Origin of the sequence: Ornithinimicrobium sp. F0845 (assembly GCF_023015765.1) — a bacterium.
GTDB lineage: Bacteria > Actinomycetota > Actinomycetes > Actinomycetales > Dermatophilaceae > Ornithinicoccus.
Genome location: NZ_JALKAL010000006.1, coordinates 1 through 12,571 on the forward strand (window position 1 = coordinate 1; position 12,571 = coordinate 12,571).

At 69.0% G+C, this 12,571-nt stretch carries 12 protein-coding genes; 6 read left to right on the top strand and 6 right to left on the bottom strand.

Annotated features, from left to right (window positions below; all coding sequences use genetic code 11):
- The first annotated feature begins 454 nt into the window (after positions 1-454).
- On the top strand, positions 455-3,502 hold the full coding sequence (locus MWU75_RS10100; RefSeq protein ID WP_247090567.1) for a DEAD/DEAH box helicase: 3,048 nt from the start codon (positions 455-457) through the stop codon (positions 3,500-3,502).
- A gap of 93 nt (positions 3,503-3,595) precedes the next feature.
- On the opposite strand, the gene MWU75_RS10105 is transcribed toward MWU75_RS10100, so the two are convergent.
- From MWU75_RS10105 to MWU75_RS10115, 3 genes are all read right to left on the bottom strand, one after another.
- Positions 3,596-4,471 (bottom strand): hypothetical protein, encoded by an 876-nt coding sequence (locus MWU75_RS10105; protein ID WP_247090175.1) that lies wholly within the window; start codon positions 4,469-4,471, stop codon positions 3,596-3,598.
- 62 nt (positions 4,472-4,533) lie between these two features.
- Complete coding sequence (locus tag MWU75_RS10110) at positions 4,534-4,791, bottom strand: hypothetical protein (protein ID WP_247090177.1); 258 nt, start codon at positions 4,789-4,791, stop codon at positions 4,534-4,536.
- A 389-nt stretch (positions 4,792-5,180) separates the two neighbouring features.
- Positions 5,181-6,089: a LysR family transcriptional regulator gene (locus tag MWU75_RS10115; protein WP_247090179.1), complete on the bottom strand. Its 909-nt coding sequence runs from the start codon at positions 6,087-6,089 to the stop codon at positions 5,181-5,183.
- 78 nt (positions 6,090-6,167) lie between these two features.
- On the opposite strand from MWU75_RS10115, the gene MWU75_RS10120 reads away from it, so the two are divergent.
- The 3 genes from MWU75_RS10120 (at position 6,168) to MWU75_RS10130 (ending at position 8,835) form a co-directional block, all read left to right on the top strand.
- Complete coding sequence (locus MWU75_RS10120; protein WP_247090182.1) at positions 6,168-6,404, top strand: hypothetical protein; 237 nt, start codon at positions 6,168-6,170, stop codon at positions 6,402-6,404.
- 83 nt (positions 6,405-6,487) lie between these two features.
- A complete protein-coding gene (gene fucP, locus MWU75_RS10125; RefSeq protein ID WP_247090184.1) occupies positions 6,488-7,849 on the top strand; it encodes an L-fucose:H+ symporter permease in 1,362 nt (453 codons plus the stop codon).
- Positions 7,846-8,835: a substrate-binding domain-containing protein gene (locus MWU75_RS10130; RefSeq protein ID WP_247090186.1), complete on the top strand. Its 990-nt coding sequence runs from the start codon at positions 7,846-7,848 to the stop codon at positions 8,833-8,835. The genes fucP and MWU75_RS10130 overlap by 4 nt, the downstream gene beginning before the upstream one ends.
- Here MWU75_RS10130 and MWU75_RS10135 read toward each other — a convergent pair.
- Together MWU75_RS10135 and MWU75_RS10140 are read right to left on the bottom strand one after the other, a co-directional pair.
- The gene (locus MWU75_RS10135; RefSeq protein WP_247090569.1) at positions 8,832-9,257 is read right to left on the bottom strand and encodes an ATP-binding cassette domain-containing protein; all 426 of its coding nucleotides are present in this window, start codon (positions 9,255-9,257) and stop codon (positions 8,832-8,834) included. The genes MWU75_RS10130 and MWU75_RS10135 overlap by 4 nt on opposite strands.
- Positions 9,148-10,884 (bottom strand): hypothetical protein, encoded by a 1,737-nt coding sequence (locus MWU75_RS10140; protein ID WP_247090188.1) that lies wholly within the window; start codon positions 10,882-10,884, stop codon positions 9,148-9,150. The genes MWU75_RS10135 and MWU75_RS10140 overlap by 110 nt, the downstream gene beginning before the upstream one ends.
- 29 nt (positions 10,885-10,913) lie before the next feature.
- On the opposite strand from MWU75_RS10140, the gene MWU75_RS10145 reads away from it, so the two are divergent.
- Positions 10,914-11,336, top strand: coding sequence for a TetR/AcrR family transcriptional regulator C-terminal domain-containing protein (locus MWU75_RS10145; RefSeq protein ID WP_247090190.1), 423 nt, complete (start codon positions 10,914-10,916; stop codon positions 11,334-11,336).
- Positions 11,337-11,413: 77 nt separating this feature from the next.
- Here the strand turns inward: MWU75_RS10145 and MWU75_RS10150 are convergent, their stop codons facing one another.
- Positions 11,414-11,599 (bottom strand): hypothetical protein, encoded by a 186-nt coding sequence (locus MWU75_RS10150; RefSeq protein WP_247090192.1) that lies wholly within the window; start codon positions 11,597-11,599, stop codon positions 11,414-11,416.
- A 255-nt stretch (positions 11,600-11,854) separates the two neighbouring features.
- On the opposite strand from MWU75_RS10150, the gene MWU75_RS10155 reads away from it, so the two are divergent.
- Positions 11,855-12,565: a phenylalanine--tRNA ligase beta subunit-related protein gene (locus tag MWU75_RS10155; RefSeq protein WP_247090194.1), complete on the top strand. Its 711-nt coding sequence runs from the start codon at positions 11,855-11,857 to the stop codon at positions 12,563-12,565.
- Positions 12,566-12,571 lie beyond the last annotated feature (6 nt).

The following is a 12,571-nucleotide window of genomic DNA, read 5'->3' on the forward strand; positions in this document are numbered from 1 at the left end:
TCTGGGCTGATTGAGGTGGCCCGGCCACGGAAACGATGGGCGTCATCGTCACAACCGCCAACCACCGCTTCTCGAGCTGCGACTAGGATGAGGGCCGTCGCTAAACATCCGGACATCGGCAGTTGAGTGATGTCACGCCCCTCGGCGCGTGAGTGAGCCCCCAGGTGCGGGCAGCCGGATTGCCGGTAGCCCAATCTGGGCGGAAGGACGCACCCGGAGAGGCCTACGCGTGACTGTCGAGGGGCGTGCCCTGCCGTGCCTGATGCTGGGGCCTACGGGCGCACGAAGACCGTGATTCGCGCGTGGTCGGCAGTCACCCAACAAGGACGTTGATGCAGACCGGACCATGTGACACGCCGCATCTGCGATTGGATGAGGGACGGCGACCTCCCGCAACTGGCAAGCTGCTGGTGTGCAGCAGGGAATCTACGAGGCGCTGGCTACTGCGGAACTGATGGCAAGGCTGGGCACGCTGCCTGACGGCACAACAGCCGAGTTCGAGGAAATAGAGGGTGCGGATGAGCCACATACCTTCGCGCGGCACGTCGGCCAGGTCGTGGAGCGGGCGCTGCGCGAGGTCCGTGACGACGACGGTCGTCTCGCGCTCGCGAACAAGCTGCTTGAGCAATTGGCCGCAGACGAAGTCGTGGTCGCGCCAGGCCGTCACCTCACGGTCGTTCGGGGTCCGGGTGTGCCTGGCCAAGCCTCACGCGTCTGGTCGCGGCCAGCCACACCACTCAGCGAGGCGGCGCTGCTCACCAACGCCAAGGGTGAGCCGAATCTCGGGGCTGAGCTGCGGGCAGAGCTAGACGCCGCTGATGGGGTCGACCTCATCTGCGCGTTCGTGAAGTGGCATGGGTTGCGAGTGATCGACCAGCAACTGCGCGGTCTCCGGGAGCGCGACATCCCCTTCCGGGTCATCACCACGACCTATATGGGGGCCACCGAACGAAAGGCCCTGGACCGGCTCGTGCGCGAGCTCGGTGCAGAGGTGCGGATCCACTACGACGAGGCCATGACGCGACTGCACGCCAAGGCGTGGCTGTTCCGTCGGAACACCGGCTATGACACGGCATACGTCGGCTCCTCCAACCTCTCCCGCTCGGCACTGCTCGACGGTGTGGAGTGGAATGTCCGGTTGTCCAAGGTGGGCACCCCTGCCCTCCTGGAGAAGTTCGGCGCGACGTTCGAGACCTACTGGAACGACCCGAGCTTCGAGCCCTATGACCCCGACAACGTGGACCACCGGGATCGCCTCGACGACGCATTAGCGCGCTCGTCAGGGCGTTCCGGGGGACGTGATGACGGGTGGCAGATCTCGGGTCTCGAGGTGCGGCCGTACCCCTACCAGCAGCACATCCTCGACTCCGTCCAGGCTGAGCGGGAGTTGCATGACCGGCACCGGAATCTCGTGGTCGCGGCCACCGGGACTGGCAAGACCGTGATCGCCGCACTCGACTACAAACGGCTGTCGGACCCCACCACGAACACCTACCCGAGCTTGCTCTTCGTCGCCCACCGCAAGGAGATCCTGGAGCAATCCCGGCGCACCTACTGCGAAGTCCTCGCCGACCCCAACTTTGGGGAACTCTACGTTGATGGCGCTCGGCCCGAGCGGTGGAAGCACGTCTTCGCCAGCATCCAATCACTCAACTCCTACGCCGTGTCCGACCTGCCCGCGGACGCCTTCGACATCGTGGTGGTGGACGAGTTCCACCATGCCGCAGCTTCGACGTATCGCGGTCTCCTGGAGCACATCCAGCCACGAGAACTTCTTGCGCTCACCGCGACACCCGAGCGGACTGACGGCTTCGACGTGCGCGCCTACTTCGGTGGGCGGACAGCCGCGGAACTACGTCTCTGGGAGGCGCTCCAGGCAGGGATCCTCTCGCCCTTCCACTACTTCATGGTCAGCGACGGCACAGACCTGAGCTCGGTGTCATGGGCACGCGGCAAATATGACGAGGCCGAGCTTGAGCGGGTGTTCACCGGCAACGACGCGCGATCGCGGGTGATCCTCAAGGAGCTGGAGCACAAGGTCGCCGACGTGCACACGATGAAGGCGCTGGGCTTCTGCGTAGGTGTGGCTCACGCGGACTATATGGCGAAGGTGTTCAACGACGCCGGCATCAGCGCCCGAGCCGTGAACGGAGACACGCGGCCAGACGAGCGCCGGGCGGCACTTGCTGCGCTGCGGGCAGGGGAGGTCAAAATCCTGTTCGCGGCGGACCTCTTCAACGAGGGAGTCGACATCCCCGACGTGGACACCCTGCTCTTCCTCCGCCCCACGGAGAGCGCGACGGTCTTCTTGCAGCAACTCGGGCGTGGATTGCGTTTGCGACCCGACAAGCCGGTCCTGACCGTGCTGGACTTCGTGGGCAACCAGCGCCGAGAGTTCCGCTTCGACGCCAAGCTCGGCGCGTTGACCGGACGCCCCAGGGGACGCCTCGCGGGCGATATCGAGCACGGTTTCCCCTACCTGCCCTCCGGATCCCAGGTCGTCCTGGACCGGCGTGCGCAAGAGGTCGTCCTCGAGAGCCTGAAGACCCAGATCTCCGCGCGGTGGCGCTACCTGATCCAGCAGCTCTCCACGATGGAACCCGCCACCTCTCTCGAGGGCTTCCTCACGGACTCGGGGGTGGAATTGCCCGATGTCCTGCGACGCGGCCAGCGCTCCTGGACAGAGCTGCGCGTTGATGCCGGCCACGCGGACCCCCTGAGCCAGTTAGAACTCAAGCTGGCCAGGCGTGCCCGCGCGTTGGCGCACGTCGACGACCCACTGCGGTACTCGGCATACGGCGCGCTGCTCCAGGGCGAAGCCGGCGAGTATGACAATCTCTCGGCGGTCGAGAAGCGCCTGGCGGACATGCTCTTCTTCTCCCTGTGGCCCGACGGGGGAGGCTTCGACTCAGTGGCCGCAGGGATGGCGACCTTGGCAGCGAGCCCGACCGTTCGTGCCGACACAAGGCAAGTTATCGACCTGGCGTTCGAGGACGCCGATCGACCGGTGCGGCCGCTGACGGGCCGGTTGGCTCATGTGCCACTCCAGGTGCACGCGCGTTATCAGCGTGAGGAGGTGCTCGCGGCCCTCGGATATGCCTCCATGTCCCGCAAGCCCAACTCGTTTCGGGAGGGAGTCCTCTATGAGCCGGAGCTCAACGTCGACGCCTTCTTCGTGACGCTGAAGAAGACCGAGGACGGCTTCTCGCCGACCACGATGTACCGGGACTATCCCATCAGCCGGGAGCTGTTCCACTGGGAATCGCAGTCGGTCACGAGCGTGTCCTCCAAGACCGGTCAGCGTTACATCACCGGCTCATCCACCGTCCTGATCTTCGTTCGCGAAGAGAGGAAGGACGAGTTCGGCACCAGTCCCTACTTGTTCCTTGGCCCCGCGACGTACGTCTCCCACGAGGGAGAGAAGCCGATCGCAATCACCTGGCGACTGGACACTCCGATGCCCGCTGAAGTGTTTGCCTCCGCCAGCGTGGCGGCCGGATAGGCAGGCGCGCTCGGTTGCGGTCCTTCAGACAGCGCGTGAGCCCCGGACCACGCGTCCTGGCGGCTGCCTGAGGTGGGCCGGTAGAGACCAGGGCTACTCGAATGGGCTGTCGTCGTCCCCGTCAGCCTGGCGCAGTGCCTCCACGTCTAGCACGTCTGCTCCAAGGGTCAGGGCAAAGGAGGAGATGTTCTGTGGGGTTCGCGCCTCCCAGATGTTGGTGACGCCGGCCCGGCGGATCAGTGGCAGGTCGAGGCGGGGCTGCTCGAGGTAGCCGTCTCGCAGCAGCACGGTGCGGCTGGTCTTGGAGGTTCCCTCATAGCCGCTGACGCGGGTGCGGGTGCCGTCGCTCTCGGGCACGATCCGGACCGTCAGTGCGGCACGTTCGAGCCAGTCGCTGAAGGTGTCCATGGAGGACCCGCCCAACACGAGAGCGCACCCGAGTCTTCTCGGGATGACGTTGAGGTCGAGGCGACGCTCGACCGGGTCGAGGGCCTCGTTCCAGTAGTGCTCGGAGTTGGAGTAGTCGTCGACGATCACGACCCGAGGAGCCCTCCGCAGCAGTTCGACGGCAACGTCCTCGTGCGCATCGTGGCCGCCGAACACCTGCAGGTCCAGCACGCGGAGCCGGTCGTCGATCCACGCATCGTGCGCGTGGCTGTCGAGCAGTGCGCGGGGTGGCAGGCCCAGGCCACCGGCCCCGACGGCGAGCCACATCTCCTCCCTGGTGACTGCGCGTGAGGCGATCAGCGTGGGGTAGCCGTCGCCGGCCGCCCACGCCGCCATCCGGGCCAGGACCTGCAGACGCAGGTGCTGTGGGCCGCGCACGGCGGTCGTCCTGCCGATTGGGATGCCTTTGGTGACCTCGTCGACCACCGGCCAGCCGCTGCCGATGCGAGGCTGGTCCGCCGTCAGTTTCTTGCGCAGCTCGGCGATGCTGGGCACGGCATCAAACTCTTCTGTGCTCGCCATCGACCGAGTCTGGCAGCGAGGTCTGACAGGGGCCTGCTGCCTGACGGCTCCGGGGCAGCGGGTCAACTGATGATGCCGTGCTGCCTGTTCCACTGCTGAGCGGTGCGATAGCCGTCAACCACGCTAAAGACCCACGCACCGAGCCACAACGGCACGGTCAGAAGCCAGATGAACGGGACGAACAAGAGCATCCAAGCCACGACAACCGAGGCGAGGATCAGGAGTCCTCGGCCTACTTCTCCACCCAGCATGGTGCCGAGTCCCGCAACCAGGAACGACGCCAAGGCATAGAGCACTGGGTTGCGCGGCTGCACCTGCATGACCGGGTGACCGGAGTAAGGCATGGGCGGCGAGCCGGTCAGATTCTGCGGTTGGCCCTGGCCGGGCTGCCCGTACTGACTGTGGCCGGGCTGGCCGTACCCAGGTTGTCCGTATCCGGACTGGGGGTATGGAGTCTGGCCTGGTTGGGGCGGCTGGCCGTACCCGGGCGGTGGTCCCTGCGCGTAGCCCGCAGGTGCCGGTGGCTGCTGAGGTTGGGCCGGGAGGTGTGGCGTGCTCCCTGGCATCTGCGCCGGCGGGAGATGTCCATCCTGCTGGTGCCAGTCCTCGTTATCCGTGCCCATCGTCCACTCCCCGTCCTCGTCGGCCTCTGAGGAGGGTAGCGCTGAATCGCCGTGGCCGGGAGCACCCACGGACCCAGCGTCGGCCGTCAGGTGCGGGCTATGGGGAGCGGTGGTCGCTGCATCACGTGCTCGCGGAACAACCTCGCCGCGGGCAACATCCGGTGCTCCTCAGACCACGTCAGGCCGATCTCGCGCACGGCGTGGCGGTCGGCGAGCGGTAGGTAGCGGATCGATGCGGGGGAGTCGGCGGTGTCGTGGGCGGGCGGTGCCGGCAGGACCGACACGCCCAGACCGGCGGCGACGAAGGCGCGGGCGGTCGCGAGGTCCTCACACACGAAGGCCTGCCGCGGCGTGAAGCCTGCACGGGTGGCCAGGTCGTGGGTGATCTCTCGCAGGACGGAGCCCGGACGGATCAGGATGAACGGCTCGTCCGCGGCCGCGGCGAGGTGGAGGCGGCTCTGCCGGTCGGCGAGGGCATGGCCGGGCGGCACGGCGAGGAACAGCGGCTCCTCCAGGAGGCCCGCCCAGCGCACCGGGCCGGGGAGGGGCCGCACGGTCGACAGCTCCATGTCCACCCCGCTCCGAGCCCCGACGGTGGTCGCCGCTGCCTCCAGCTGGGGAAGGAGCTGGAACTGCACGTCCGGGTGATCCGCGCGGAAGCTGCTGACCAGGTGCGGCACCAGCCACGTCCCCAGCGAGGGATGGAAGGCCAGGGTGACCGTGCCGGTCTCCGGATCGACCAGCTGGTGCACCGCGGCCAGGCCGTCATCGAGCTCGTGGAGCAGGGCGTCGACGTGCCGTTTGAACGCCGACCCCGCGTGAGTCATCCGCAGGGTGCGCCCCACCCGCTGCAACAGTGGGGTGCCGACCTCGCGGTCCAGCCGCGCCAGCGCTCGGGACACCCCGGGCTGGGTCGTGCCCTCGATCTCGCTGAGCTCGGTGACCGTGATGCCGTCGGCCACCTGCTGGAACCAGCGGAGGTCTCGCGTCTCCATAACATATGAGTATGCCGCATGGATAAGATACATAGCACTCATTGGACGCATAAGCCCTGGTCACGCGAGAATAGAGGCATGACAACGACGACTTACCACACCGAGACCATCGACGACATGCAGACCACCGAGCAGACCGAGCCCCGCGCCGGCCAGGGCCTCGTCCGCCTCCTGCGGGCTATGCTCACCCAGCAGGTCGAGGAGACCCAGGACCCAGAGCGCGCCGAGCGTCGCCGGGTCGCCCGCAGGTATGCCGCCTACCCCGCGATGCGTGGGGTCGGTATGACGGCGACCTACCGGGACGCGCCCCGCTGACACACCCGCCCGGGTGACAAGGTCACCAGATGGGGCTACCTTGGGACTCCTCGCAGCCGACGCCGTCGTCAGGGGGCCCACTGGTGAGCGCTACGCCGACCACCGAGTCCCAGGAGAGCGCGGCCCCGCGCCGCCCCCGGCTCGTCGAGCGTGAGCTGCTCGTCCCCTTCATCGTCGTCGTCGCGTGTTTTGCCGCCTGGGGAGTGGCCGCCAACCTCACCGACGTCCTGGTCGGCGTGTTCCGCACCATCTTCGACATGTCGAACCTGCAGTCGTCCGTGGTCCAGTCGGCCTACTACGGCGCCTACTTCCTGCTGGCGCTGCCGGCCGCGTTCATCAACAGCCGGTTCGGCTTCAAGGCCGGGATGCTCACCGGTCTTGGTCTGGCCGCCGTCGGCGGCATCCTCTTCCTGCCCGCGAGCCAGATGCTGGTCTACGAGGCCTTCCTGGTCGCGCTCTTCGTGCTGGCTGCCGGGCTGTCGATCCTGGAGACCTCCGCCAACCCGCTGATCCTCGCGATGGGTTCGGAGGCCACCGCGACCCGCCGCCTCAACCTGGCCCAGGCCTTCAACCCGGTCGGCGCCAACATCGGTGTGCTGCTCGGCGCGATGCTGATCCTGCCGGGGCTCACCTCCGAGGCCGCCAAGACGATCATGTCCGCCGAGGAGCTCCGGGCCAGCCAGGAGGCCGACCTCTTCCTGGTCCTGCGGCCCTACCTCTGCATCGCGGCCGTGCTGATCATCCTCTGGCTGCTGCTGGCCTTCCGCAAGATGCCCGAGCTGCCCGGGGAGCAGGCCGTGCTCGCCGAGTCGGCGACTCCCGGCGCCGCCTCGGGCGGGGTGGCGGGGCGGCTCTGGCGCAACCGGCGCTACCGCTACGGCGTGATCGCCCAGTTCTTCAACGTCGCGGCACAGACCTGCGTCTGGACGTTCACCATCATCTACGCCCTCGACGTGGTCGGCGTCTCCACGAGCGCGGCGGGGTGGTATCTGCAGGCGAGCCTCATCCTGTTCCTCCTTGCCCGGTTCGCCATGGTCTATCTGCTGGGCATCTTCCGCCCCGCCAGGCTGCTGCTGCTGATGGCCGCCTTTGGTGTCATCTGTTGCCTGGTCGCCATGTTCTCCCTGAACATGATCGGGCTCATCGCGGTCGTGGCGATCTCGGCGTCGCTGTCGCTGATGTTCCCCACCATCTACGGGCTGGCGCTCGAAGGGCTCGGGGAGGATGCGAAGTTCGGCGCCGCCGGGCTGGTCATGGCAATCCTCGGCGGTGCCATCCTCCCGCTGGTGCAGGGAGCTGTCATGGACGCCGTGGGCGACACGGCCTTCGGCTTCGTCGTCCCGGCCGTCTGCCTGGCGGTCGTCGCAGCGTATGCCGTGTTCGAACTCCGCGACCGCCCTCACCGGCCGGCCGTGCCCGAGACCGCGGGGGAGGCCGCATCGTGAGCGCCCGTCACCTCGTCCCGGCCGCCGTCCTCACAGCAGGGCTGCTCCTCACCTCCTGCGGCAGCGAGCAGCCGGACGTCACCATCGGGCTGATCACCAAGCAGGAGGCCAACCCCTACTGGGTGACGATGCGCGAGGTGGCCGAGCAGACGGCCGCCGAGGAGAACGTCGAGCTGCTCACGGCCACCGGCACGAGCGACGTGGACGTGGACTCACAGGTCGAGGCGCTGCGGGAGATGACCGCCCAGGGAGCGGACGGCATACTCATCGCTCCCACGGACTCAACGGCCCTGGTCCCGGCCATCGAGGAGGCCCGGGAGGCCGGTGTCACGGTGATCGCCGTGGACACCCCGACCGAGCCCGAGTCGGCCGTGGATGCGGTCTTTGCGACCGACAACCACGAGGCAGGAGAGCTGGTCGGGGCGTATGCCAGGGCCAAGGCCGAGGAGCTCGGGCTCGAGCCACGCATCGCCATCCTGGACCTGGCACCCGGCATCTCCTCGGGTGAGCAGCGTCGGGCCGGCTTCCTCGAGGGCTTCGGCATCGAGGAGGACGACCCCCGGATCAGCGGGTCGCTCGACACGGAGGGGGACCGGGAGCTGGGGGAGACCGCGATGCGCGACCTGCTCGCCCAGGATCCCGGCATCAACGTCGTCTACGCCGTCAACGAGCCGGCCGCGCTGGGCGCCGTCGCGGCCCTCGAGGAGGTCGGCCGGGACCAGGACGACGTGCTCCTGGTGACGGTCGACGGCGGCTGCGAGGCCATCAAGGACGCGGTGCGACCCGGCGCCATCGACGCGACCGCGCAACAGTTCCCCGAGAACATGGCCCGCGAGGGAGTGACCGCCCTGGCCGAGCACGCCCGTGGCGGCGCGGCACCCAGCGGTTTCCTGAACACCGGCGTGGTGCTGATCACCGGCAACCCGGCACCCGGCATCGAGTCCCGGGACGTGGCCTTCGGCGTGCGCAACTGCTGGGGTGACTAGCGCCGGCGGTCGTGCTGCAGGTGCCACCCGGTGTGCGTGTCGGTCTTCGCGAGGTCGGCCGGGGTGCCGGTGAACTGCACCGTGCCGCCCTGGTGACCGCCCTCGGGGCCGAGGTCGATGACGTGGTCGGCGCTGGCGATGACGTCGAGGTCGTGCTCGATGACGACCACGGTGCGGCCGTCGTCGACCATCTCGTGCAGCAGGGTGAGCAGCCGCCCGGTGTCCTGCGGGTGCAGGCCAGTCGTGGGCTCGTCGAGCACGATGAGGTCGGCCCTGCCGGTCAGCTCGCGGGCCAGCTTGAGCCGCTGTCGCTCACCACCGGACAGCGTCGTCAGGGACTGGCCGAGCGTCAGGTAGCCCAGACCGACCTGGTCGGCCCGCTCGAGCAGGGCCAGCAGTGCCGGGTCGGTGAAGAACTCCAGCGCCTCCTCGACGGTCATCTCGAAGACGTCGGCGATCGACCGGCCGTCCACCTGATACTTCAGCACGCCGTCGCGGAACCGCCGCCCCTGGCACGTCTCGCAGGGGATGGTCACCGCGTCGGTGAAGCCGAGCTCGATGGTGGTGAGGCCGGTGCCCTCGCACGCGCGGCACCCGCCGTCGGAGTTCGGGGAGAACGACGAGGCCGGCTGCCCGGTCCGCCTGGCGAACAGTCGCCGGATCGCGTCGAGCATCCCGGTCCACGACGCCGGCGTCGAGCGGCTCGCGCTCCTGACCGCGCGCGGTGCGCAGCGCCTGGCCGGTCGGGGTGTCCGCCTCCCTCAGCTCCTCGAAGGTGCCCTGGAAGAGCAGCTCCCCGCCGTGGATGCCGGCACCCAGCCCGATCTCCACGAGCTGGTCGGCAATCCTCATGATCGCGGGGTCGTGCTCCACGACGAGCACCGTGTTGCCCTGGTCGCGCAGCCGCTGCAGCATCCGACCCAGCTGGTCGACGTCGCGGGCGTGCAGGCCCGTGGTCGGCTCGTCGAAGATGTAGAGCAGGTCGTTGAGGGTGCTGCCCAGGTGCCGGACCATCGTGACCCGCTGCGCCTCACCGCCGGACAGGGTCGCGGTCTCGCGTGCCAGGTGCAGATAGCCCAGCCCCAGGTCGACGAGGCGGTCCAGCCGGGTCGTGATGTCGGCGACGAGCGCGTCCAGCGGGCCGAGGTCCCACGCGCGCATCACCTCGATGAGGTCGCTGACCTGTATGGCCAGCGCCCGGGGGAGGGTCAGCCCCGCCACGGTCGCCGTGCGGGCGGCCTCGTTGAGCCGCGACCCCTCGCACGCCGTGCACGGGCCGCTGGTGACCAGCCCGGCATAGGCCTCCTTGGCCCGGCCCCGCAGCGTCGCTGAGTCCTTGGTCAGGTGGGTGCGCCGGAAGAGCACCGCGGCCCCCTCGTAGTCGCCCGGCCGGGCCCGGACACCCGTCGGCTCCACCTGGCCGGCCTCGGCCTCCAGCAGCAGGTGCAGCTCCCGCTCACTGAACTGCTCGATCGGGACGTCGACATCGAAGAGCCCGCTGTCGGCATACTTCCTCCACGTCGCCATGCCCGGCGCGAAGTCGGGGTGGCGGAACGGGCCCTCGCGCAGCGAGCGGCTCTCGTCGACGAACTCGGCGAGGTCGAGCACCTTCTCGACCCCGAGGCCCTGGCACTGCGGGCACATCCCGGCCGGGTCGTTGAACGAGAAGGCGCCGGCGTGACCGACGTGCGGGGTGGACGCGCGAGACCACAGCACCCGCAGCCAGTCGCCGATGTCGGTGACGGTCGCCAGCGTCGACCGCGGGCCACCCTGCAGGCGGCGCTGCCCGATGACCACGCAGGCCGACAGGTTCTCGATGCTCTCGGTGTCCGGCCGGCCGTAGGACGGCAGATAGCTCTGTGCGAAGGCGCTGAAGGTCGCGTTGAGCTGCCGCTGCGCCTCCGCCGCGATCGTGTCGAAGACCAGGGAGGACTTGCCCGATCCGGAGACCCCGACCACGACGATCAGCGACCGCTTGGTCAGGTCCAGGTCGAGGCCGCGCAGGTTGTTCTGGCGGACGCCGCGCAGGCGCATCGTGTCGAGAGTCATGCTGGCTCCTCGGAGGGTCGCGGTGAGGTGTGCCGGCTGATCGGAACGGACCCGTCGGGGTGGCGCGCGGCGCTGGAGGAGGTGGCCGACGCGAACCGACGGGGAAGTATGACGCCGAGCTGCGTGCCCTCGAGGGCACCGGGCTGGGTGACGTCCAGATCGACCAGGTGCTCGCCCTGGTCCTGGACCACGTGCGCTCGAGCGCACGGCAGGCCTTCGCCGCCGACCGGGCGGCGAGCGCGGCGGAGGAGTCGCACGCCGAGTGGTGGAGCCGGGCCGGACCGCTGCTGGCGACCCTCATCACCCCGGAGCGCTATCCGGTCGCCTCACGCGTTGGGCAGGCCGCCGGTCGGGAGTTCGACGCCCCCTCGGATCCGCGTCGTGCCTTCACCTTCGGTCTGCGGACCCTCCTCGACGGGGTGGAGCAGCTCACCGGCGACCAGGCAGGGTAGACGAGGCCAGTCCGAGCGCCTCGGCGACCTGCCGGATCTGCGTGGCCGGATGACCGCGGCTGGGGGAGTCGCTCCAGCTATCGCGTGACGAGAGCCTTCGGGGAAACGGTGACCGTGAACGGATGGCTGAAGGCGTGGTCGGCGTCACCGACGCTGTCAAGCGATCCGTCGATGAGCTCGTAGCGATGCCCGTCATCGTGGATTGACTCGAGGTCGCGCACGCGCAGTGCCCGACCATGCGGGAGTGTGGTCACAACAGCCATCTTGCTCCTTCCGACCATGCGACCGAGACTGTGCCACCCTGGTGCGACGCCGGGTGGGCGTTGTCCACCGTGCCTGGGGCGGGTTCAGGCTTCAGCCCAGCCCTCATCGCCCGGTTCCGCCCAACATGCGATGCGGTGACATTCCGGGTCTTGGCCAACGAATGGGCGGGCATCGCATGTTTGCCGAAACGAGATGCTGTGACGGACGTGACGCACCCGTGCACCGCCCGTAGCGCGTCCTCGTAGGCTTCGAGCGTGACCAACCCCGAGGACTTGCTCGCCCGTGCCACCGTCGAGCAGGACGTGTTCGCGCTGTGCCCCGACTACCGCGCACTGCTCGTCGTGGTCGACGGCATCACGCCGGCGCCCAGCGACGCGGCCAGCGAGGAGCTGCTCCGCGCCGCCGAGGCCCGCGCCACCGAGCTCCTCGACGAGCAACCGGTCGACCAGCTGCCCCACGTGGCGGCCTGGCGCACGGCATACCGGGCCTTTGGTGCCAAGCCGCAGCGCACCCGCAACAGCCTGGAGGCCCTGACCCGGCGCGCCCCCGGCGGGCTGCCGCGGGTCAACCGCCTCACCGACGTCTACAACGCGGTGTCGGTGCTGCACCAGCTGCCGCTCGGCGGCGAGGACCTGAGCCGGTATGTCGGACCACCGCACCTCGTGCGCGCGACGGGGGAGGAGCCGTTCGACACCGTGGCCGAGGGCGCCGACGTCGTCGAGCACCCCGAGCCGGGGGAGGTGGTGTGGCGCGACGACGCGGGCGTGACCTGCCGACGGTGGAACTGGCGCCAGGCCCGCCGCACCCAGCTGCACGACGGCACCACGACGGCACTGTTCATCATGGACGCGCTCGGCCCGATGGCCGACGATGCGGTGCAGGCCGCTGCCGACGACCTCGTCAGTCACCTCTCCGGCAGTATGCCGTCACGCACCTGGCGGAGGTGGCTGCGCCCGGGCGACTGAGACGAC

Bases quoted from the DNA above. Each gene is read 5' to 3' on its own strand.
- MWU75_RS10110 (WP_247090177.1), bottom strand. From the start codon at position 4,791: ATGCAGGTGCAGCCGCGCAACCCAGTGCTCTATGCCTTGGCGTCGTTC.
- MWU75_RS10150 (WP_247090192.1), bottom strand. From the start codon at position 11,599: ATGGCTGTTGTGACCACACTCCCGCATGGTCGGGCACTGCGCGTGCGC.
- MWU75_RS10105 (WP_247090175.1), bottom strand. From the start codon at position 4,471: ATGGCGAGCACAGAAGAGTTTGATGCCGTGCCCAGCATCGCCGAGCTG.
- MWU75_RS10100 (WP_247090567.1), top strand. From the start codon at position 455: ATGGCAAGGCTGGGCACGCTGCCTGACGGCACAACAGCCGAGTTCGAG.
- MWU75_RS10140 (WP_247090188.1), bottom strand. From the start codon at position 10,884: ATGACTCTCGACACGATGCGCCTGCGCGGCGTCCGCCAGAACAACCTG.
- MWU75_RS10115 (WP_247090179.1), bottom strand. From the start codon at position 6,089: ATGGAGACGCGAGACCTCCGCTGGTTCCAGCAGGTGGCCGACGGCATC.
- MWU75_RS10120 (WP_247090182.1), top strand. From the start codon at position 6,168: ATGACAACGACGACTTACCACACCGAGACCATCGACGACATGCAGACC.